This window comes from Kitasatospora sp. NPDC004240 (assembly GCF_053603215.1).
The window spans coordinates 16,263-35,412 of record NZ_JBSGFD010000034.1 but is presented as its reverse complement, the minus strand read 5'-3'; the positions used below and the strand labels follow the sequence as shown (position 1 = coordinate 35,412).

Sequence of the window (19,150 nt, the reverse complement as noted above, 5' to 3'; positions counted from 1 at the left end):
GCCCCCTCACCCGGAGACCGGCCGACCGGCCCGAGGACCGACCGGCCCGCCCCGCACGAACCGCTCGAACTCGAACATATCCTCTACGAAGGAGCAGCACGTCCGGTGAGATCAGAGTCGAAAAGGAAACAGATGAGCATAATCCCGGCACAGATCGACACCCCGGACATCATGGTCGACCTGGACGTCCTCGAACGGAACATCACGCGCATGGCCACGGCACTGACCGCCAAGGGCCTGACCCTGCGCCCCCACGCCAAGACCCACAAACTGCCGCAGATCGCCGCCCGCCAGCTCGCCGCCGGCGCCGTCGGACTGACGGTCGCCACCATCGGCGAGGCCGAGGTCTTCGCCGAACACGGCGCCACCGACCTCTTCATCGCCTACCCCCTGTGGATCGGCCCCCGCCAGGCCGAGCGGCTGCGCCGCCTCGCCGCCGGCACACGGATCGCCATCGGCACGGACTCCGCCGAGGCCGCCGAGGCCGCGGGCCACCACCTCGGCGCCGCCGCCGACACCATCGAGGTCCTGGTCGAGATCGACAGCGGCCACCACCGCAGCGGCGTCCACCCGGAGAGCGCCGTGACCGTCGCCCGCGCCGCCGCCCGCGCCGGGCTGCGCGTCGCGGGCGTGTTCACCTTCCCCGGCCACGGCTACGCCCCCGGCATGCCCGCCAAGGCCGCCGAGGAGGAACAGCGGTCCCTCGCCCGGGCCGCCGAACTCCTCACCGCCGCCGGCTTCGAGATCACCCGGGTCAGCGGCGGATCCACCCCGACCGCGGAACTGACCGCCGCCACGGCCGTCACCGAGGCACGACCGGGCGTCTACGTCTTCGGCGACGCCCAGCAGCTCGAACTCGGCCGCTGCGCGACGGCGGACATCGCGCTGACGGTCGCGGCGAGCGTCGTCAGCCGGCACGAGGGCGACGACACCGCGCCCCGGCGGATCGTCCTGGACGCGGGCAGCAAGGTCCTCGGCGGTGACCGGGCCGCGTGGGCGACCGGTTTCGGCCGGCTCATGGACCACCCCGAGGCCCGCATCACCGCGCTGTCCGAGCACCACGCCACCGTGGCCTGGCCCGACGGCGACGACCTGCCCGCCCTCGGGGAGCGCCTGCGCGTGATCCCCAACCACGTGTGCGTCGCGGTGAACCTCGTCGACGACGTCGCCGTCGTCCGCGACGGCGAGCTGGTGGAACGCTGGCGCGTCGCCGCCCGCGGCAAGAACGGCTGACCCGCGGTACGGGCGGGGGCGCCACCCGGGCCGGTGGAGCCCCCGCCCGTGTCGACGTACGGGCGGTGCGCCGCTGCCCGGGCGACCCCGTGCGGCGCCCGCCCGGCCGCGCCCCGGGTCTGGACAGCGGCGGGGGAGTCGGCCAGTGTTCACCGTCATGACCCACCCGCTCCCTCGGCACGGCCCCGGCGTCACCGCGCGCACCGCGCTCCTCGCGGCGCTCACCGCGGTCGGCGACGAGGCCGTCGCCCTGCTCGCCGGCGGCCGCGGCGACACCCCGATCCCCGGTGCCCGGTGGACGGTCGCCGAGGCCGCCGCCCACCTGGCGATGGCCAACGAACTGATGGCCGCCCTGGCCGCCGGCGAGGAACGCCCGTACGGGGACGGCACCCCCGCCTCGCTGGCCGCGGCGAACGCGGCCTCGCTGGCCGAACGCCCGCAGCGCGACACGGCCGTCCTCGCCGGGGAGATCGCCCGGTGGGCACGGGAGTTCACGGCGGCGGCCGGCCCGCGGGCCGGCACCGAACCGGTGCGCACCCCGCTCGGCCCGATGGACCTGGACACCCTCGGCGCCTACCTGCTCACCCACATGCTCGGCCACCTCTACGACATCGCCCGCGCCCTCGGACGCCCGCACCCGATCGACCGGCACCGCGTCGCCCTGGCGATGCCGTTCCTGCGCACCGCCATGCCCCGGGTGGCGGACGCCCGCGCCGCGGCCGGCCACAGCGCCTGCTACCGGCTGCGGGTGCGCGGCCTGGACGGCTTCGCGGTGACCTTCACCGACGGCGCCGCCGTGGTCGACGAGCACCCGCCGCGGCGCCCGGACTGCACGATCCTCACCGAACCGGTGGCCTTCCTCCTCATCGCCCTGGGCCGCTACAGCGCCACCGACGCCCTCCTGCGGGGCAAGGTGCTCGCCTGGGGCCGGCGCCCGTGGCTGGCCCCGTCCTTCCCCGCCCTGTTCGCCGCCCCCTGAGCGCTCCCGCCGCCGCCCGGTTGCCCGGTTGCCCGGTCGAGCGGTCGAGCGTCGCCATGTCCACGTCGGGCCCCGTCCGGTGCCGGCGGAAGCGGGGTGCCGGGCGGCGGATCGGGGCCCGACGTGGGTCCCCTCGGGCGGGCGCGGTGACGTCGGTGGCACCGCGCCCGCCCGCAGGCCTTCCCCCGCCCGGGATCCGCAGGGCCCTCTCCCTGACGATCGACCCGAGCGGGACCACCGACCCGCGCCCCGCGCGCGTGCCACGCGCCGGGCCCGGCCGGTGGGCATCGGTGCGGCCACGGCGATCCGCCGTGGCCGCCGTGGCCGGTGGCCGGACGGCGGCCGGGCCGGGTACGGAGCGGGCGTCCTCAGGCGCGCTGCAGGGCGAACCACACGGTCTTCCCGCGCTGCGTGCTGTGCGCCCCCCACACGCTGGCCAGGGATTGGAGCAGGAGCAGCCCGCGCCCGTTCTCGGCGTCCGGGCCGGGGTCCTTCACGCGTGCGGGGTCCGGGAGGTCGCCGCCGGGGTCCTCGACGTTGACGGTCAACGCGTCACGGCTCTGGCAGAGCGTGACGTGGATCTGGCCGGACCCGTCCGCCGGCCGGCCCGCGCAGTGCCGGACGGCGTTGGTGAAGATCTCGCTGAGCAGCAGCTTCACCGTGTCGACGAGGTCGCCGGATCCCCAGGCGCGCAGGAGGTCGGCCGCGGCGTTGCGCAGGACGCGGGCGAACTCCCCGGCGGGCCCCACCCGGATCTGGGCGTGGAACTGGAGCTCGCCGACGTGGCGGGAGCGGCACGGGTGGGGCCGGCCGAGCGTGGAGCGCCACAGCTCCTGCGGGTGGTCGGGCCCGGGGACGAGCGCGTTCTCGCACCCGTCCCCTGCGGTGGGGCCGCTCTCGCGGTGGACTTCCATGATCTTCCCCTCGGTCGGGGCAGGCCGCGCGGCCGGTGGACGGCGGTGTCCGGGACCGGTGGCGGTCGGCGCCCCCTGTGGGACGGGAGGTTCCTGCGGTGGCGCGGACCAGGTGCTGCGGATGGGTGCTGACGGTCGTGGGCCCGCCTTCCGGGCGGGATCGGTGGTGCGCCGGCTCCCGGGAGCCGCGGGAGGCCGGGGGAGCGGAGCGGGCGGCGGGCCGGCCCGTGGGGTCGGAGCGCCGCAGGGTCGGAGCGGTGTCCGGTGGCGCCGTACCGGGGCCGCCTTCGCGGTGGCGCCGGCCGGGGTTGGCGGGCGGGTGCGCCCGGGGGTGTGCGCGTTCCGGGGTGAGGCGTCGGTTCGACGCGCGCCGGTGCCGGTGCGGTGATCGGTGCGGTGTCGGCCGGGGCCGCCGCTCGTGGCGGCGGCCCTCCGGTGCCCGGGGGTCCTGCGGACGGGAGGGGACGGACGTCGGACGCGGGGCCTGCCCGGTCGGGCGGCGCGACGCCCCCGATCCGCCCGTTCAAGGTCCACTTCCGTGAGGACCGGGCCACGATCGCGTTGATCACCAGCGGTGATAGTCGCTTTTGGTGACTATTCCTCCGCTACCGAAGGACGATATACCCCGATCTACGCGCGTCGCAAGGGTTGGCGGGCGTGCCACCGACGTCCCGGGCCCGCCGCGGCGTCCCGGGTGTCCGACCGCCGCGGCGGCCGGACACCCGGGTGCGTACCGGGGCCGGAACGTCGGTCAGGGGCGGTAGGTGACGTCGGCCGGGGTGTACCGGCAGTGGGTGCCGTCGGGGCCGCTGCCGGTCTCCTTCGGCTCGCCCTTGGTGACGCCCTCGTAGCGCTTGCACACCGCGATCCGCCGCTCGGCGTCCCCGGTGATGGTCAGGCGGGAGATCTTGGCGCTGTCGCCGAGGTTGGCGTTGATGCCGACGAGGGCCTTGCCCGGGCCGCCGGCGATGACGTTGTCGATCACCACGTGGCGGGGGTACTGGGTCTTGCAGTTGCCGCAGGAGCGGTAGAGCTTCCCGAAGTCCTCGACCCGGAAGTTCTTGATCACGAAGGTGCCCGGGCCGTTGTGCTGGAAGACCTTGTCGGAGGCGCCGCGGGCGCCGCCGCCGTCGACGGTCATGGTCTGGGCGGGGGAGGTGCCCCTGAAGGTCGCGGCGTCCTCGCCGACGTTCTCCCACCAGACGTTGCGCAGCGTGCAGGTCCCGGTGCAGTGCACGCCGTCGGCGGCGGGGTCGCCCAGGATGACGTTCTGGAGCACGGCGCCGTCGGTGAGTTCGAACATGGGGGGCTGGTTCTCCGACTGGCTCCCGCTGCCCAGCGCGCCCCGGCCGACGAACCGCCGCCCGCCGCCGTCGAAGAGCTTGTCGACCGTGCGGGTCGCCGTCAGCGGGACGTCGTCGCCCTTGGGGGTGGGCCAGGCCGGGACGGCCCCGGTGGGGACGGTGGGAGCGGTGGTGGTCGGGGCGGCCGTGGGGGTGGCAGTCGGTGCGCCCGTCGGATCGGGCGTGGTGGCGGCGGGCTTCAGCTGCCACCGCTTGCCCGCAGCCGAGTCGCAGGAGTTCTGCTGGACGGGCGTCCCGGCCGCGGCCGAACCGTCCTTGACGGCGAGGCACTTGCCGCTGCCGGCGTTCACCAGCCGGTAGCCGCCGTCGACGGCCTTCGCCGTCCACCGCTGCGCGGGCGCGCCCGTCCGGCACGGCTCCAGCTGGACGGGCGCGCCCGCGCCGGTGCGGGCGTCCCGTACGGCGGCGCAGTTCCCGTCCGCGGCGGTCAGGGTGAGGGCGTCACCGGCGGCGGCCAGGTGCCAGACCTGCCGTTCGCCTCCGCAGGGCTCCTGGCGCAGCTGCCCGTCGTCGCCCGCGCCGTCCGCGTCGGGGGCGGTGGGGGCGTTCAGGCACTGGCCGCCGGCCGCGCTCACCAGGGTGTACGCGCCGGGCCGGGGTGTCGGGGCGGCCGCGTTCGCCCCGGCCCACAGGCCGCCGCCGACGCCGGCCGCCACCAGTGCGACCACGCCGCCCAGTGCTGCGATCCTGCCGCGTCGGGGGCGGATGGCTCGCTTGCTCATCTTCACGTTCCAATCGGTGCGGGTGCGGGGAGGGCCCCGCCCGCCGCGAGGCGCGGCGGACCGGGGCGGGCACCGCGCCGCCCGCGTTCTGACGCCTCGTCGGCGCGGTGTCCGTACCCTGGTTGCCGCCGGCGGGGGAAAGGTTGCCGCGCCCGCCCGCCTTTTTCTCCGCCCCTGTCCGCGCCCTGCCCGCGCCCCGCCCGGCCCCGGTGGTGGCCGTCTCAGCGGGCGGCCGGGGCGAAGCCTCCCCACACCGTGGCCCTGGCGCCGGCGTCGACGCGGTAGCCGTCGGCGCCGGTGTCGCGGCCGCCGTCGGCGTGGTTGTACTGGGCGGCGAAGACGTGCCGGGCGACGGGGAGGGTGCGGCCCGGCCCGAGGGTCCACCGGTAGACGAGGAAGCCGGACTCCTGCGCCACCGTGACGGTGAAGTCCTCGGTGGGGGCGGTCTGCCAGTGGCCGGTGTCCGCGAGCCCGGGGCCGAGCGCGATCCTCATCTCCACGGTGAGCGCCGTCAGGGGCTCCCGGGTGTCGAGGGTGAGGTTGCTCTGCGACCACGAGGGGATGCTGTGCGGGTCCAGCGCGCCGTCGGCCCGCAGCGGGCCGTCCTCGGTACGGGCGGCGGGCGTGGCCGGGCCGGTGGCGATGGTGGGCGCCGCGGACACGGTGGACGCCGGTGCCACGGGGGAGGGCCCGGGCGGGGTGCCGGGTGAGGCGATGACGGTGGCCGCCGTCACGACGGCGGCCACGGCCGCGGCGGCCAGCGCGACCCTGGGCCACCGGGTGCGGGCGCCGCCGTGGGGGCGTGAGGGCCTGACGCCGGGTCGCGTCATGCCGCGCTCGACCCTGGCCAGCATCCTCGCGCGGTCGGGCCGGTGGTCCTCGGCCGCCCGCCGCAGCAGGTCACGCATGTCGTCGCCCGTCACCGGCCCGCGCCTCCCACCAGTTGGTCGGCGGCGCTCTGGCCGAGCAGCCGCCGTAGTTCCGCCACACCCTTGGAGGTCTGGCTCTTGACCGTACCGACCGTCACTCCCAGGACCTGCGCGGTCTCCCTCTCCGACAGGTCGAAGGCGTGGCGCAGCACCACGCACGCCCGCTTGCGGAAGGGCAGCAGCTCCAGGGCGGCGCGTACGGTGAGGAGGGCGGCGACGTCCGGTCCGCGGGCCGGTTCGGCGTGCCGCGACCAGAACAGCCGGATCCGGCGCCGTTCCCGCGTCGCGCCGCGGATGCGGGCCCGGGCCAGGTTGGCGACGGTGCCCCGCGCGTAGGCGAGCGGGGAGTCGGCGCGCCGGACGGTGTCCCAGCGCGTCCACAGGGCGAGCATCGCGTCGGCCGCCAGGTCGTCCGCGGCGTCCGTCTCGCCCGTCAGCAGGTGTGCCAGGCGTGCCAGTTCGGCGTGGTGACGTTCGAAGAAGGAGCGGAACTCCGCGGACGCCTCGTCGGCGATCATGTTCGTGCGGCCCCTCACTGCGCCGGGCGGGCCCCGGCGCCAGGGCGGATCGGACGGGGGCGGCCTGCTTGCCTACCGGTCGGTAGGGTAGCCGGTCCCCGGGCCGGCGCGCTCCCGGCGCCCGGGCGGGCCCGCGTGCGGGCCGGTGGGCGTCAGTCGGCGAACGTGAGCAGATCGCCCGGCTGGCAGTCGAGTTCGCGGCAGATCGCGGTGAGTGTGCTGAAGCGGATCGCCTTGGCCCGGTCGTTCTTCAGGATGGAGAGGTTGGCGACGGTCACGCCGACCCGCGCGGCCAGTTCGGCCAGTGTCATGCCGCGCTCGTCCAGCAGGCGGCCGAGGTGGCACTCGATCCGGTGCGGGTCCTCCGGTGGCATCAGACCAACCCTTCGGTGTCGTCGCGCAGGCGGGTGCCGGCGCGGAACGCCCCGGCCGCGGCGCTGACCAGGAGCGCCAGGAAGACGGGCTGGACGGCGAAGCCGTGGGCGGGTGCGATCGCGTCCGCCATCGGCAGGTCGCGGGCCAGGAGGTTCGTGGTCGTCATCTCCAGCAGCGGGACCAGGGTGCCCATCAGCATGAGCGCGCCGGCGACCAGGGTGAGGTGCCGTGTGTTGCGCGGCACGAAGAAGTCGCCGTCGCGGAAGGTGCGGGCCATCCGCAGCAGGACCGCGAGCATCACGACGACCAGCAGGCCGCTCACCAGCCCGGGCAGCGCCAGCAGCAGCCGCTGGCCGAGGCCGGGGTCGGCGAAGGCCAGTTCGGCGTGGTCGGAGCCGCGAAGCGTCACGCCACCGGATGCTACGTCCCCCGGCGTCCGCGCGGCACCGTCGAGGCGCACCTCGCGGGAGTGCGCCGCCGCGAACGGGGTGCTGACCCCCAGGACCGGCAGCACCATCTGGACCAGCCCCACCAGTACCAGGGCCACCCCCAGGGCCAGCTCCAGGATGTGGTCCGTCGCCCGCGTCCACCAGGACGTGTCGTTCATGATTCCCCCGCCTTTCAGCGCCAGTGGCATATCGTTCTTCGATGTTATCGAAAAACGATATGTCTGGCCAATCGGCCCCGCCAGGGCCCCGCCACCCCCGACGGGGCGGGAACGGTGCCGCCGGTCCCGGGGCGCGCACGGCGCGGGGGCGCTTTCACCGAACTCGCGCCGCCTGCCCGGCCCATCGCCCCGCGAGGCCGCCCCGCGTGAACCACCGGGAAGGTGGTGGGTGGAAGTTGAAGTGGGGGACACTGGTCCCGGCCAGCCCGCACGAGATCATCTGGAGGAACGGTGAGTGTCGCACCCGCGCACGGCCACCACGACGGACGTCGGCCCATCGCCCGCACTCCGGACGGCGTCGCGGCGGCCCTGCCCCCGGCGCAGCGGATGGAGTTCTACCGCGAGATGGGTGAGGCCGACGACGAGACGATCGGCGGTGTCCTGCGTCGATGGTGGCTGCGGGCCGAGCTCTACCGCGACCCGGAGGGCGACCGGATTCACGCCGCCGTCCAGGCCGGCACCGCCCCCGGCACCTCGGCGTCCGCGGTCCTGCGCCGTCTCGGGGCCCTGTGAGCGACTTCGGCGAGTTCCCGACGATGAGGGCGACCCGCTCACCCTCTCCCCGGCGGTCGAGGAGTTCTTGAGTGACCCGGGCACGCCGGCCGACGTGTTCTCCGCCGTCGTGGCGTTCCTGGTCGACCTGCGCGAGAACCCGTTCCCGCACCTGAGCATGCCGGTGCCCGGCCGGCCCGGCATGCACTCGGCGCCGCTGCGCCGGGATCTGGGGCTGGTGGAGTACGTGGTGAACGAGGGGCAGGATCCGCCACGGATCTACGTTTCCCGAATCCTGCGGGTGGACTGAGCGGACCGAGCAGACCCGCGCCGGGGGAGATGCCCCGGCTCAGCGGGGCCCGGCGGCCGGGGGCAGGGGGAGGTCGGCCCACACGGTCTTGCCGCCGGTGGTGGGGGAGGTCCCCCAGCGGGGTGCGAGGCGGTCGACGATGAGCAGGCCGTGGCCGCCGATCCGGCCGGGCCGGTGGGGGCCCGGGCGGGGCAGGCCGGCGTCGGGGGCGGGGTCGGTGACGGTGATGCGCAGGCGGGCGCCGTACTGCGCGAGGTCCAGGGCGGTGGCGCCGCCGGCGTGGCGCACCGCGTTGGTGAGCAGTTCCGCGGCGACGAGCTGGACGTCGTCCCCGGACGGCGAGGGGGCGAGGTACCAGTCGGCCAGGGTCCGGCGCACGAACGCCAGCCCCTCGCCGACGGGCAGCGTGCCGGCGGTGAAGGCCAGGTGCCGGTGGCGGCGTACGGGTGCGCGGTGGATGTCGGTGTGCATGGCGGACCCCGGGCTTCGGGCGGGTCTCGTGTCCGACCGGGACGGCTACCCACTCGCGCCGGGGCCATGCACTCAGGGTCCGGGGGAGGTGCGCGGTGGGTGATGCCGCAGGGCGTCCCCGGCGATGGCCCGGGCGTCCCCGACGGTGGCCCGGGCGTCCCCGACGGTGGCGCGGACCGGGAACAGCGCGGTGGTCCCGGTCAGCTCCAGGACCCGCGCCGTCTGCCGCGAGGGGGCGATCAGCACCAGCGGCACGCCCTCCGCCAGGGCGCGCCGGCGGGTGACCAGGAGCAGGTTGAGGCCGGTGGAGGTGAACAGCTCCACGCCCGAGAGGTCGACCGCGAGCAGGTCCGGGCGCTGGTCGAGGGCGGCGGTCAGGGCCTGGGCGGCGCCGGGCTCGCTGTCCAGGATCATGTCCCCGGCGAAGGAGCACACGAGCGCGCCGCCGATCCGGACGGTCTCCGACTTCAGGCAGGCGAGCACACCGTTCTCCTCAGTCCAGGGGCACGGGCCGCGCGGCCGCCAGGGCCCCGCCGGCAGCGGTGGTCGTGTCCGGATCGGGCCACGCGGACGCGATCCGCTCCAGGCCCCGCCACAGGTCCAGCGCCTGTTCGCGCAGCCCCACCGCGGTGCCGCTGCCCGCCTCCAGGGCGCCGAGGTAGGCGTCGATGCCGGTCACCGCGTGGCGCACCTGCCGGCGCAGCGGCTCCACCCGGCAGGCGTCCTGCCCGTGTTCGCAGGGCGCGCCGATCCGCTCGGCCAGCCGGGACCTGAGCCGCTCCAGTCCTTCCCTGCTCATCGGGTCCACGCACACCATCTCCAGACGGGGGCCGTCGCACGGATCCGCGGCGGTGGCGATACGAACGGCTGTCCCTCCACTGTTCGCCCGTTCACCAGACATGTCAACCATTGCACGAATTCGCTGTCGTGTTTCGGCAGCCGTGAAAGGAAGGTCCTATCGTGGAGGGATGGACAACGGCACGGCTCCCGAGCGGCATTGGACCTTCCTGACCAACCACGCCCGCGTCCTGGTCCAGATCGCCCGCGACCCCGGCATCCGCGTACGCGACATCGCCACCCGCTGCCTGCTCACCGAACGCGCCGTCCAGCGCATCATCACCGACCTCGAACAGGCCGGATACCTCAGCCACGAACGCCGCGGCCGCACCAACCACTACAGCGTCATCGCCGGCAAACAGCTGCGCCACCCCGCCGACGCGGGCCCCACCGTCGCCGAACTCCTCGCCACCCTCCTGCGCCCCTACGCGCAGGCGGACGACGGGAACCCGGTGTCCGCGGCGCCGGGGCCCGCCGGGGGCTGACCCGCTGCCGCGGCCGGGCGGCGGAGGCCGGTGGCTACGGCGTGGCGGGGAGGCGGACGGTGACGAGGAGACCGCCGTCCTCACGGGGGGCGAGGGTGAGGGTGCCGTCGTGGGCGCGGACGACGCCGTGCACGATGGCCAGGCCCAGGCCGACGCCGGCGTGCTCGTCGGTGGTGCGCACGCGTTCGGCCCCGCGCCGGAAGGGTTCGGTGAGGGTGGGGACCAGCTCCGGGGGGAGCCGTCGGCCGGTGTTCGCGACCCGCAGTACGGCGCTGTCGCCGTGGGTGCCGGTGTGGACCGTCACGGTGCCGCCGGCGGGGAGGTTGTGCACGACGGCGTTCTGGACGAGGTTGGTCACCATCCGCAGCAGGAGCTCCGCGCAGCCGCTGGTCCGGGCGGCCGTGCCGGTGACATCGAGGGTGATCCGGCGCCGTTCGGCGAGGGGGAGCAGCGTCTCGGCGGCCTCCTCGGCGAGGAGGGAGAGGTCGACGTTCTCGCGGGGGAGGTTCCCGCGCTCGCCGCGGCCGAGCAGCAGCAGGGCCTCGGTGAGGTCGATCGCCCGCGTGTTGGCGGCGTGCAGGCGTTCGATGATCTCGTCGCGGTCCCGGGCGGGATCCTTGCGGGCGACGTCGAGCAGCGCGCGCGAGACGGCCAGCGGGGTGCGCAGTTCGTGGGAGGCGTTCGCGGCGAACCTCCGCTGCTCGGCGACGTGGGACTCCAGCCGGTCGAGCATCGAGTCGAACGCGTCGGCGAGTTCGCGGAACTCGTCCCGGCGGCCCTCCATGCGGATCCGGTGGGACAGCGACCCCTTCCCGGCCAGCCGCGCCGCCTCCGCGATCCGGTCGAGCGGCGCGAGCATCCGTCCGGCGAGGATCCAGCCCCCGACCAGGCCGAACACCAGCAGGAAGGCCATCGCCACGGCCGCGGCGGGCGCGAAGGTGTGCACCAGCAGGTAACGGTTGGGTGAGATCCCGAGCAGGCCCTGCGAGTTGTCGGGGACGTACCGCAGCAGGAACGCCCACACCACGCTCAGCAGCAGGGCGCCGGCGACGGCGAGGAAGCCGGCGTAGCTGAGGGTGAGCCTGAGACGGGCGCTGGGCCCGGGGCGTCTAGGCACCCGGACGGCCGGGGGCATCGGAGCGGGGGCTGTCGGTGCCGGTGTCGATGCGGTAGCCGACGCCGGGCACCGTGGCGATGACCCACGGTTCGCCGAGCCGTTTGCGCAGCGCGGAGACGGTGATGCGCACGGCGTTGGTGAGGGGGTCGGCGTTCTCGTCCCAGGCCCGTTCCAGCAGGTCCTCGGCGCCGACGACCCCGCCCTCCGCGGCGACGAGGACCTCCAGCACGGCGAACTGCTTGCGGGTGAGCGCGACGTGGCGTCCGTCGCGGAAGACCTCCCGGCGGAACGGGTCCAGCCGCAGGCCCGCGATCTCGCGCACCGGGGGCCGGGCGTGCGCGCGCCTGCGGTCCAGCGCCCTCAGCCGCAGGACCAGCTCGCGCAGGTCGAACGGTTTGGTGAGGTAGTCGTCGGCGCCGAGGCCGAACCCGGAGGCCTTGTCGTCGATCCGGTCGGCGGCGGTGAGCATGAGGATCGGGATGCCGCTGCCGGAGGAGACGATGTGCCGGGCGACCTCGTCACCGGAGGGGCCGGGGATGTCGCGGTCGAGGACCGCGAGGTCATAGGAGTGGACGCCGAGCAGCTCCAGGGCGCGGTCGCCGTCGCCGGCGATGTCGGCGGCGATCGCCTCCAGCCGCAGACCGTCCCGGACGGCCTCGGCCAGGTGGGGCTCGTCCTCCACGATCAGTACACGCATGTCCGAAGCCTAAGCAGCCGGGTCCGCCGCCGATGTACGCGGGGACGCGGGCCCGTGGGACGCACGGGCTCAGCCCGCCGCTTCCGGTGCCGGCACCGGGCGGGGCCGCCCCGAGGGCGCCTGCGCGGTGGTGCGCCACCAGCGGCGCGAGGCCAGCGCGGCCAGGACGGCGCCGGCGGCGTTGACCAGCACGTCGTCCACGGAGGACACCCGGTCCAGGCGCAGGACGTACTGCGCGGTCTCGACCAGCGCCGAGCAGCCCGCCCCCAGCGCCAGGATCCTGGGCACGGACGCGAGCGCCGCGAACCGCATCGGGGCGAAGAACCCCAGCGCCGCGAACACCAGGAGGTTGCCGGCGATCCCGAGCGGCCCCATGGTGACCAGGTCCCGCAGCGGGACCAGGCTCACCCGCGCCGGGACGACGCCGGCCCCGCCGCCCGGCATCATGGTCAGCCACACGAACGGCACCGTCCCGTGGACCAGGCCCACCTCGGCCAGCGACGTCCGCCACGCCCCCGCGGTGCCGGCGGCCCGCCGGCGACAGGCCAGCGCCCCCGCCGCCAGCACGGCCAGGGGCACCGTGGCCAGCGTGACGAGCAGCACCCCGTTGAACGTGTCGAGGCAGCCGTGCCACCGCCCGGCCGCGCACGCCGGGGCGGTCATCATGAGCGGGCGCCGCAGGACGAACACGGCGCCCGCCGCGCCGAGGAGCGCCAGGGCGGCGAGCGCGATCCCGCGGGCGCGGCGGGGCGGTGCCGGCGGAGGCGGCGCGGTGTGGTTCATACCCCCATTGGAGAGGTGGGGCCGTTGCGGGGGCGTATGCGGTTTCCGATACGCCCGCGATACACGACCCCGCGATACACGATTCCGCGGGCGGGCCGGGCGCCGGGGCTCAGCCGCCGGCCGGCTCCAGGAGGGCGGCGGCCTCGGCGCGCGCCTGGCGCAGCCACCGCTCGCGGGTGGCCGGCGGGGCGTCGGTGACCGTGCGGAAGACGGTGCGCCGCACGTCCTCCACGCCGACGTAGGGGAGCACGCAGGCCGCCCAGATGCGCTGCAGCGGGTCGCCGAACTCGCCGTCCTCGCGTTCCTGCGGGGTGTCGGAGGTGTTCAGCACCAGGGCGCGGGCGGCGCGCAGCAGTCCGGCGGGCTCGCCGTCCGCGGTGCCCAGCTTGTAGGCGACGCCCGGGGCGAGCACCCGCTGCACCCAGCCGGTGAGGACGGCGGGCGGCATGCCCCACCAGTTCGGGTGGATCAGCACCAGCGCGTCCAGGTCGGCCAGTTGCGCGCGGTGGAGCGCCAGTTGGGGGTCCGTGGCCTCGGCGGCGTCGGCGACCGTCCCGGTCTCCCGGGCGGTCAGCAGCGGCTCGAAGCCCTCCGCGTACAGGTCGTGCGCCACCACCTCGCAGCCCGCGGGCCCGCGCAGCTCGTCCACGACCGCCTCGAACAGCGCGTGGTTGAAACTGCCGGGACGCGGATGCGCCAGATAGACCCCCACCCTGCGGACCGTCGCCCCACCCATGCCCGTACCTCCCCCTCCACGCACCCCGGTTCGGCCACCGAACCCCCGTGGGGCGCGTGTGGCCGACGTGACCGTCGGGGCCGATCGTACTGGCCCGGACGGCCCCGCGGGGCCCGTCCGCAGACCCCCTCCCTTTGCCGGTGCCGGCCCCGGGTGGCCGCCGGGGACACCCCCGGGCCGGTACGGTGGGAACCGTAGACGTCCGGGGCGGACACCGTGCGATCCAGGGAGCCGAGCATGAGCGCACAGCCCATCGCGTACGGCCACGTGGACCACGAGGCAGCGCTGAAGTACGCCGTGCAGCTCATCGACCACCGATGGGCCCAGGTCATCGAGGGGCGGATCGTACTGGTGTCACCGATGTGGGACCACGAGCGCATCGTCGCGCGCATCCGCCGCCAGCTCGACGCCAGGATCGACGAACTCGGCTGCATCAGCGGCTCCGGCAACCTCGACCTGCCCGGCTCCCCGAACTGGTACATGGCCGACATCGCCGTCATCCCCGACGACCTGACCGTCGGCGCCGGCGCCCTCACCCCCGACCAGACCCTTCTGGTCGTCGAGGTCACCTCCGAATCCAACGGCGACACCGACCGCATCACCAAGCGCAAGCGCTACGCCCAGTACGGTGCCCCGCTCTACCTGCTGGCCGACCGGCAGAGCCGCGAGTGCACCCTGTTCTCCGAGCCCCACGACCTCGGCTACGCCGTGGTGGAGGGCCCGCACCCCTTCGGTACGCCGATCCGCCTGCCGGAACCGTTCGACCTCACCCTGGACACCGCGGGCTTCTGAGCGCCGGCACCGGTGCCGCCCCCGTGCCCGATGCGGTGAGGCGGGCACGGGACGGACGGGCGGGTCAGCGGCGGCGCAGGGCCGTGGTGCTGGCGTAGCGGGCGGCGTCGCCCAACTCCTCCTCGATGCGGATGAGTTGGTTGTACTTGGCGGTGCGGTCGGAGCGGGAGAGCGAGCCGGTCTTGATCTGGCCGCAGCCCGTGGCCACCGCCAGGTCCGCGATGGTGGTGTCCTCCGTCTCGCCGGAGCGGTGCGACATGACGACGGTGTAGCCGGCCCGGTGGGCGGTGTCGACGGTGGCCAGGGCCTCCGTCAGGGTGCCGATCTGGTTGACCTTCACCAGAACGGAGTTGGCGACGCCGGAGGCGATGCCCTCGCGCAGGATGGCCTCGTTGGTGCAGAACACGTCGTCGCCGGTGAGCTGGCAGCGGGCGCCGACCCGGGCGGTCAGGTCCCGCCACCCGGTCAGGTCGTCCTCGGCCATCGGGTCCTCGATCGACACGACCGGGTAGGCGTCGATCAACCCGACCAGGTGGTCGGCGTGTTCGGCGGGCGTGCGCCGCACCCCCTCCCCGGTGTAGTCGTAGACGCCGTCGCGGAAGAACTCGGACGACGCCGGGTCCATGACCAGGCCGATGTCCGTGCCCGGCCGGTAGCCGGTGCGCTCGACGGCGGCCACCACGAAGTCCAGGGCCTCCTCGGCGGTGCGCAGGGCGGGGGCGAAGCCGCCCTCGTCGCCCACGCCGGTGCAGTGCCCGGCGGCGAGGAGGTCGCGGCGCAGGGTGTGGAAGATCTCGGACCCCATCCGCACGGCCTCGGCGAAGCTCTCCGCGCCGATCGGGGCGATCATGAACTCCTGGAAGTCCAGCGGATTGTCGGCGTGCGCGCCCCCGTTGACGATGTTCATCATCGGTACGGGCAGCAGCCGGGCGTCGCAGCCGCCGAGGTAGCGGTACAGCGGCAGGCGGTGGGCGGCGGCCGCGGCCTTGGCGGCGGCCAGGGAGACGCCGAGGATCGCGTTGGCGCCGAGCCTGGCCTTGGTGGGGGTGCCGTCCGCGGCGACGAGGGCGGCGTCGAGACCGGCCTGGTCCTCCACCTCACGCCCGACGACGGCGGCCGCGAGCTCGGTGTTGACGTGACGCACCGCCCGGTCGACGCCCCTGCCGTGCCACCGGGCCGGGTCGCCGTCGCGCAGCTCCACGGCCTCGCGGGCACCGGTCGACGCGCCGGAGGGGACCGCGGCCCGGCCGAGGGATCCGTCCGCCAGCTCCACGTCCACTTCGACGGTGGGGTTGCCCCGGCTGTCGAGGACGCGGCGGCCGGTGACGGAGGTGATGGCGGTCATGGGGAGCCCTTCCCGTTGTCGCGTGCGTGCCGGGGTTCGGCTGCGGCGACGGTGGCGCGGGACCCGGCGCGCCAGACTCTACAGCAATGCTGTGCAGTCATGCTGTTTAGCCTGGCTGTTCAGTCACGCTGCGCAGCCCAGCTGTACAGCCACGCTGTACACCTGTGCTGCGTTAACATCCGGTATGCCCCTTCCGGAATCCGCCGCCGTCGCGGCCGAACTGCGCACCGCGATGGGAAAGCTCACGCGCCGCGTCAAGCTCGAGGACCAGATGCCGTTCGGCCAGGTGGCCGTCCTCGGCGCGCTGGACCGCAGCGGTGCGATGACGACCAGCGAACTCGCGGCCGACCAGCGGGTGCGGCCGCAGTCCATGGCCCGGGCCGTCGGACTGCTCATGGACCAGGGGCTGATCATGCGCCGGGCGCACCCCACCGACGGCCGCAAGAGCCTGGTCGAACTCTCCCCCGCGGGGCAGGCGCTGCTGGAGGAGGAGCGCGGACGCAGGACGGACTGGCTCGCCCGGGCGATCGAGGCGGAACTGACCGACGAGGAGCGGGAGTCGCTGACCCGGGCGATCGCCCTGGTGGAGCGGCTCGCGGCGTACTGACCGGTCAGCCCCCCGTCCCGCGCTGGAGAGAGCGGGGTCGGGACTCGCCGTGCCGGGAGAAGAGGGTCCAGTGCCAGGACGACCCCCGGTGGAGGGTGTCGAACTCGCTCACCTCGACCCACCCTGCCTTCCACCGCCCCCTCCCGTGGAACTTCGCCAGGCATGAGCACTGGCAGTCCAGTCCCGTCGCGTGCCGGCAGGAACCGTTGCACCTCTCATTCGGGTTGAACTCGCGGCCCAGCATGATCGTCGGGTGGAAACGCAGCAGGTGTGACGCCAACTCCCGGAAGTGGCGGGTGGGGACGCTCCAGCAGTGCCGCGCGGTGTTCCATCGCAGGCCGTGTGTGTTGGGGAGGTAGCGTCCGATGTACCGCCGCTGGTCGCCCCGGGTCATGTCGGGCAGCCAGACGTCCGCCGGGCCCGTTCCGGGCAGCATGACGGCCACGTACCAGCGGCCCTCGTGTTTCGGCAGCAGCGCCGGGGCCGGTACCGGATCGGCATCGTGCGGGTCCATCGCGAGTCGGGCGGCGTCGTGCGCCGCGCGCAGCCGTTGGCGTCGCAGGGCCCGTGAGGCCATCCTCAGCTCCCGCCTCTTTTCGTCGGCACGGGTCGGAAGGCGGGCCCGGTTCGCGGGGCCGTAGGAGGCAGGGCACGGCGAGGGCGGCTCGCTGTCGCGCCAGTGGCGGGCGAGAACGCCGTCGCGCAGCTCGACGTCCTCGTGGCAGGCCTTGCAAATGAGCTTGATTTTCAGAGCAGTTGGCCTTTCGGGAGGGCTGGGACGCCTCGTTCGTCCTCCACAGGTACCGAACCGGAGCTGCCCCCGGCCTTCGAAGCAATCGAACCGAGATGTAGCGATACGGATACGGCAGAACCCCTGGCGGCCCCGGAGGGTCGGGCCGCGCGTCCGTCCGGATCCGCGCACCGCCCAACTCCCCGTGAACAGATCGGAAGTTGCTGGCACTGCCGGCTCGGGACGCTCTATGGTGATCCCACCGACCGGAGTGGAACGGCTCGGCGGCCCGCTGGACCGATTGCCCAGAGGCGCCGTGGTTGAAATCCCGCCCCCGCTACGAGACACGAAGGCCCTGCGGGACCGCCGGGCCCTCGGTGCACATCCGAACGCCTGAACGGGTTCCTCGACTCCATTCCAAAGCCCGGCAGTTCACGCCGACACACCGGAACGACCGAGCCCTCGGAAGGGTTGGGGTCACGTGATCGACTGGATCGCGCACTACCTCTGGTACCTCCCCGTCTACTGCTTCCTCTGGCGCAACGTCTGCTGCAACTGGATCTGGTCCGACCTCTTCATGCCGGTCGTGCGCACCCTGATCGACTGGGGGCTGTCCGACGAGCTCGCGCTCGCCGGTGCCTGTTTGTTCGGCATCGTGGTGCTGGGCGCCGCGTTCGGCCTCCTCGGAGCGGGGTTCGACGAGGAAGCGGCCGCCGCCGGCTTCTTCTTCGGCGGGGCGATCGCACTCGTGCTCACCGTCGTGACCGCCTTCCACATCGCCAGCGCCGAGGAACGGTCCACCCGGACCGTTCAGGCCCTCGCCAAGAACCCGATCGCCGCCCGCGCCTACCTTTCCCCGAGCGGCTCGCCGGACCTGGAGACACTGCGCGCGCTCATCAGCGGCAGCAACCACCCGGCCTCCCTCAGCGGCGCGGGCGTGCGGCTGCGCTGGCACCCGGGCAACGCGGCCGTGGGTGAACTGCTGGCGGCCGCCGCCGAGGCCGACCGCCGCACCCCACACACCCAGGAGGGGTCCACAGTTGCCGCGGCCGCCGTGCGGGCCGCGCACGACGCGGTCGGCGACGACCTGCCGGACGGGCTGCGCCCGGCTTTCGGCCGCATCGTGCGTGGCTACCTCAACGATGTCGCCCTCGCCCTCGACCCGGCCGCCCCCGAGCGCATCGTCCCGCAGCCCACCCCGTACGTGCGGGCGCGCTTCGAGGACGCGATCACGCCGGGCATACCGCAGTTCCACGCCGCCTTCGAGGAGCAGGCACTGCGGTCTGTGCTGGGCGCGCTGGCGGCCGATCCGGCGGAGAACGAGGCGCTGTTCACCGAGGACCTGCTGTACGTCACGCTCACCGTCGACCGGCTGCTCGGCGACACCCGGAAGAACCTGGCCAACCGCAGCGAGGAGATCAAGCGCAGGCTGGCCGGGCCGGTGGCCCTGATCGCGACGCTCGACTCGGCCCGTACCCGCGCCGACTACAAGGAAGAGGCGGAGGCGGACAAGGCCAAGGGCGTCATGGCGGCCGGGGCGATCGTCCTGATCACCGAGGCCGTCGACGCGGGCGCCAAGGCGGCGGGCGAGCACAACACGGTCGTGGCGGCCGCCCAGGTGCTGGTGCACATCGCGGTGGAACTGTTCAGGCCGGGTGACCGGACGCAGGACGAGGAGGTCATCGACACCGCTGTGCGGCGCAGTGTGGAGGTTCGCCGCACGCTGTCGACGACGGTCGTGGCGGCGATGTGGGCCGGGCGGGCGTGGGAGACGGACAACCGGCCACCGCGAGAACTGCTGACGGCGAACGGCAGCCCGCGCGAGCTGATGTCGATCCTCCAGGACGAGAAGCTGTGCGCGGTGTTCCTGAAGTGGCTCAACAACCCGGCCCGGGCGTCGTACCTCAAAGCGGTGCACGCCGCGGTGGCGGGTTCGTACACGGGCGCGATCGTCGATTACAACCGGTCGACGGGCCAGCTGAGTTGACCCCGCGGACCGGAGGGGGGAAGGCCCGGCCCGCACCGTGCGGGCCGGGCCTGTGGCGTC

23 protein-coding genes are annotated in these 19,150 nt (G+C 74.5%); 8 read left to right on the top strand and 15 right to left on the bottom strand.

Features of this window, described 5'->3' with window-relative positions:
- The first annotated feature begins 132 nt into the window (after positions 1–132).
- Positions 133–1,233: an alanine racemase gene (locus ACWEQL_RS12030; RefSeq protein ID WP_452150098.1), complete on the top strand. Its 1,101-nt coding sequence runs from the start codon at positions 133–135 to the stop codon at positions 1,231–1,233.
- A gap of 145 nt (positions 1,234–1,378) precedes the next feature.
- A complete protein-coding gene (locus ACWEQL_RS12025) occupies positions 1,379–2,212 on the top strand; it encodes a maleylpyruvate isomerase family mycothiol-dependent enzyme (protein WP_452150097.1) in 834 nt (277 codons plus the stop codon).
- 368 nt (positions 2,213–2,580) lie between these two features.
- Here the strand turns inward: ACWEQL_RS12025 and ACWEQL_RS12020 are convergent, their stop codons facing one another.
- The 6 genes from ACWEQL_RS12020 to ACWEQL_RS11995 all read right to left on the bottom strand — a co-directional run bounded on the left by ACWEQL_RS12020 (position 2,581) and on the right by ACWEQL_RS11995 (position 7,641).
- The gene (locus ACWEQL_RS12020) at positions 2,581–3,126 is read right to left on the bottom strand and encodes an ATP-binding protein (RefSeq protein WP_452150096.1); all 546 of its coding nucleotides are present in this window, start codon (positions 3,124–3,126) and stop codon (positions 2,581–2,583) included.
- A 751-nt stretch (positions 3,127–3,877) separates the two neighbouring features.
- Positions 3,878–5,212 (bottom strand): pectate lyase, encoded by a 1,335-nt coding sequence (locus ACWEQL_RS12015; RefSeq protein ID WP_452150095.1) that lies wholly within the window; start codon positions 5,210–5,212, stop codon positions 3,878–3,880.
- A 221-nt stretch (positions 5,213–5,433) separates the two neighbouring features.
- A complete protein-coding gene (locus ACWEQL_RS12010) occupies positions 5,434–6,135 on the bottom strand; it encodes a hypothetical protein (protein WP_452150094.1) in 702 nt (233 codons plus the stop codon).
- Positions 6,132–6,659 carry a SigE family RNA polymerase sigma factor gene (locus tag ACWEQL_RS12005; RefSeq protein WP_452150093.1) on the bottom strand — a complete coding sequence of 176 codons (528 nt, stop codon included), beginning with the start codon at positions 6,657–6,659 and terminating at the stop codon, positions 6,132–6,134. Before ACWEQL_RS12005 ends, ACWEQL_RS12010 begins: the two co-directional genes overlap by 4 nt.
- Positions 6,660–6,811: 152 nt before the next feature.
- Positions 6,812–7,033 (bottom strand): helix-turn-helix domain-containing protein, encoded by a 222-nt coding sequence (locus ACWEQL_RS12000; RefSeq protein ID WP_452150092.1) that lies wholly within the window; start codon positions 7,031–7,033, stop codon positions 6,812–6,814.
- Positions 7,033–7,641, bottom strand: coding sequence for a DUF2975 domain-containing protein (locus ACWEQL_RS11995; RefSeq protein WP_452150091.1), 609 nt, complete (start codon positions 7,639–7,641; stop codon positions 7,033–7,035). Before ACWEQL_RS11995 ends, ACWEQL_RS12000 begins: the two co-directional genes overlap by 1 nt.
- Positions 7,642–7,932: 291 nt before the next feature.
- On the opposite strand from ACWEQL_RS11995, the gene ACWEQL_RS11990 reads away from it, so the two are divergent.
- Positions 7,933–8,214, top strand: coding sequence for a hypothetical protein (locus tag ACWEQL_RS11990; RefSeq protein ID WP_452150090.1), 282 nt, complete (start codon positions 7,933–7,935; stop codon positions 8,212–8,214).
- A 67-nt stretch (positions 8,215–8,281) separates the two neighbouring features.
- Positions 8,282–8,503 (top strand): hypothetical protein, encoded by a 222-nt coding sequence (locus tag ACWEQL_RS11985; protein WP_452150089.1) that lies wholly within the window; start codon positions 8,282–8,284, stop codon positions 8,501–8,503.
- 39 nt (positions 8,504–8,542) lie between these two features.
- Here the strand turns inward: ACWEQL_RS11985 and ACWEQL_RS11980 are convergent, their stop codons facing one another.
- The 3 genes from ACWEQL_RS11980 to ACWEQL_RS11970 all read right to left on the bottom strand — a co-directional run bounded on the left by ACWEQL_RS11980 (position 8,543) and on the right by ACWEQL_RS11970 (position 9,773).
- Positions 8,543–8,974, bottom strand: a complete 432-nt coding sequence (locus ACWEQL_RS11980) for an ATP-binding protein (protein WP_452150088.1) — start codon at positions 8,972–8,974, stop codon at positions 8,543–8,545.
- Positions 8,975–9,046: 72 nt separating this feature from the next.
- The gene (locus ACWEQL_RS11975; protein WP_452150087.1) at positions 9,047–9,457 is read right to left on the bottom strand and encodes an STAS domain-containing protein; all 411 of its coding nucleotides are present in this window, start codon (positions 9,455–9,457) and stop codon (positions 9,047–9,049) included.
- Between the two features lie 10 nt (positions 9,458–9,467).
- Complete coding sequence (locus tag ACWEQL_RS11970) at positions 9,468–9,773, bottom strand: hypothetical protein (protein ID WP_452150086.1); 306 nt, start codon at positions 9,771–9,773, stop codon at positions 9,468–9,470.
- Between the two features lie 169 nt (positions 9,774–9,942).
- On the opposite strand from ACWEQL_RS11970, the gene ACWEQL_RS11965 reads away from it, so the two are divergent.
- Positions 9,943–10,296, top strand: coding sequence for a helix-turn-helix transcriptional regulator (locus tag ACWEQL_RS11965; RefSeq protein ID WP_452150085.1), 354 nt, complete (start codon positions 9,943–9,945; stop codon positions 10,294–10,296).
- Positions 10,297–10,330: 34 nt separating this feature from the next.
- Here the strand turns inward: ACWEQL_RS11965 and ACWEQL_RS11960 are convergent, their stop codons facing one another.
- The 4 genes from ACWEQL_RS11960 to ACWEQL_RS11945 all read right to left on the bottom strand — a co-directional run bounded on the left by ACWEQL_RS11960 (position 10,331) and on the right by ACWEQL_RS11945 (position 13,629).
- Positions 10,331–11,413: a sensor histidine kinase gene (locus ACWEQL_RS11960; RefSeq protein WP_452150084.1), complete on the bottom strand. Its 1,083-nt coding sequence runs from the start codon at positions 11,411–11,413 to the stop codon at positions 10,331–10,333.
- Positions 11,406–12,110: a response regulator transcription factor gene (locus ACWEQL_RS11955; protein WP_452150083.1), complete on the bottom strand. Its 705-nt coding sequence runs from the start codon at positions 12,108–12,110 to the stop codon at positions 11,406–11,408. The genes ACWEQL_RS11960 and ACWEQL_RS11955 overlap by 8 nt, the downstream gene beginning before the upstream one ends.
- A gap of 69 nt (positions 12,111–12,179) precedes the next feature.
- The gene (locus ACWEQL_RS11950; RefSeq protein ID WP_452150082.1) at positions 12,180–12,893 is read right to left on the bottom strand and encodes a VanZ family protein; all 714 of its coding nucleotides are present in this window, start codon (positions 12,891–12,893) and stop codon (positions 12,180–12,182) included.
- A 109-nt stretch (positions 12,894–13,002) separates the two neighbouring features.
- Positions 13,003–13,629: an NAD(P)H-dependent oxidoreductase gene (locus ACWEQL_RS11945; protein ID WP_452150081.1), complete on the bottom strand. Its 627-nt coding sequence runs from the start codon at positions 13,627–13,629 to the stop codon at positions 13,003–13,005.
- Positions 13,630–13,866: 237 nt separating this feature from the next.
- Between ACWEQL_RS11945 and ACWEQL_RS11940 the strand changes: the two genes are divergently transcribed.
- Positions 13,867–14,421: a Uma2 family endonuclease gene (locus tag ACWEQL_RS11940; protein ID WP_452150080.1), complete on the top strand. Its 555-nt coding sequence runs from the start codon at positions 13,867–13,869 to the stop codon at positions 14,419–14,421.
- A gap of 64 nt (positions 14,422–14,485) precedes the next feature.
- On the opposite strand, the gene eno is transcribed toward ACWEQL_RS11940, so the two are convergent.
- Positions 14,486–15,766, bottom strand: a complete 1,281-nt coding sequence (gene eno, locus ACWEQL_RS11935; protein ID WP_452150079.1) for a phosphopyruvate hydratase — start codon at positions 15,764–15,766, stop codon at positions 14,486–14,488.
- A 184-nt stretch (positions 15,767–15,950) separates the two neighbouring features.
- Between eno and ACWEQL_RS11930 the strand changes: the two genes are divergently transcribed.
- Positions 15,951–16,373, top strand: a complete 423-nt coding sequence (locus tag ACWEQL_RS11930) for a MarR family winged helix-turn-helix transcriptional regulator (RefSeq protein WP_452150078.1) — start codon at positions 15,951–15,953, stop codon at positions 16,371–16,373.
- A 4-nt stretch (positions 16,374–16,377) separates the two neighbouring features.
- Here the strand turns inward: ACWEQL_RS11930 and ACWEQL_RS11925 are convergent, their stop codons facing one another.
- Positions 16,378–16,950: a hypothetical protein gene (locus ACWEQL_RS11925; RefSeq protein WP_452150077.1), complete on the bottom strand. Its 573-nt coding sequence runs from the start codon at positions 16,948–16,950 to the stop codon at positions 16,378–16,380.
- 634 nt (positions 16,951–17,584) lie between these two features.
- Between ACWEQL_RS11925 and ACWEQL_RS11920 the strand changes: the two genes are divergently transcribed.
- Positions 17,585–19,090, top strand: a complete 1,506-nt coding sequence (locus ACWEQL_RS11920) for a hypothetical protein (protein ID WP_452150076.1) — start codon at positions 17,585–17,587, stop codon at positions 19,088–19,090.
- Positions 19,091–19,150 lie beyond the last annotated feature (60 nt).

Bases quoted from the DNA above. Each gene is read 5' to 3' on its own strand.
- ACWEQL_RS11950 (WP_452150082.1), bottom strand. From the start codon at position 12,893: ATGAACCACACCGCGCCGCCTCCGCCGGCACCGCCCCGCCGCGCCCGC.
- ACWEQL_RS11995 (WP_452150091.1), bottom strand. From the start codon at position 7,641: ATGAACGACACGTCCTGGTGGACGCGGGCGACGGACCACATCCTGGAG.
- ACWEQL_RS11970 (WP_452150086.1), bottom strand. From the start codon at position 9,773: ATGAGCAGGGAAGGACTGGAGCGGCTCAGGTCCCGGCTGGCCGAGCGG.
- ACWEQL_RS12015 (WP_452150095.1), bottom strand. From the start codon at position 5,212: ATGAGCAAGCGAGCCATCCGCCCCCGACGCGGCAGGATCGCAGCACTG.
- ACWEQL_RS11925 (WP_452150077.1), bottom strand. From the start codon at position 16,950: ATGGCCTCACGGGCCCTGCGACGCCAACGGCTGCGCGCGGCGCACGAC.
- ACWEQL_RS11980 (WP_452150088.1), bottom strand. From the start codon at position 8,974: ATGCACACCGACATCCACCGCGCACCCGTACGCCGCCACCGGCACCTG.
- ACWEQL_RS12000 (WP_452150092.1), bottom strand. From the start codon at position 7,033: ATGCCACCGGAGGACCCGCACCGGATCGAGTGCCACCTCGGCCGCCTG.
- ACWEQL_RS11965 (WP_452150085.1), top strand. From the start codon at position 9,943: ATGGACAACGGCACGGCTCCCGAGCGGCATTGGACCTTCCTGACCAAC.
- ACWEQL_RS12030 (WP_452150098.1), top strand. From the start codon at position 133: ATGAGCATAATCCCGGCACAGATCGACACCCCGGACATCATGGTCGAC.
- eno (WP_452150079.1), bottom strand. From the start codon at position 15,766: ATGACCGCCATCACCTCCGTCACCGGCCGCCGCGTCCTCGACAGCCGG.
- ACWEQL_RS12005 (WP_452150093.1), bottom strand. From the start codon at position 6,659: ATGATCGCCGACGAGGCGTCCGCGGAGTTCCGCTCCTTCTTCGAACGT.
- ACWEQL_RS11930 (WP_452150078.1), top strand. From the start codon at position 15,951: ATGCCCCTTCCGGAATCCGCCGCCGTCGCGGCCGAACTGCGCACCGCG.
- ACWEQL_RS11945 (WP_452150081.1), bottom strand. From the start codon at position 13,629: ATGGGTGGGGCGACGGTCCGCAGGGTGGGGGTCTATCTGGCGCATCCG.
- ACWEQL_RS11940 (WP_452150080.1), top strand. From the start codon at position 13,867: ATGAGCGCACAGCCCATCGCGTACGGCCACGTGGACCACGAGGCAGCG.
- ACWEQL_RS11955 (WP_452150083.1), bottom strand. From the start codon at position 12,110: ATGCGTGTACTGATCGTGGAGGACGAGCCCCACCTGGCCGAGGCCGTC.
- ACWEQL_RS12020 (WP_452150096.1), bottom strand. From the start codon at position 3,126: ATGGAAGTCCACCGCGAGAGCGGCCCCACCGCAGGGGACGGGTGCGAG.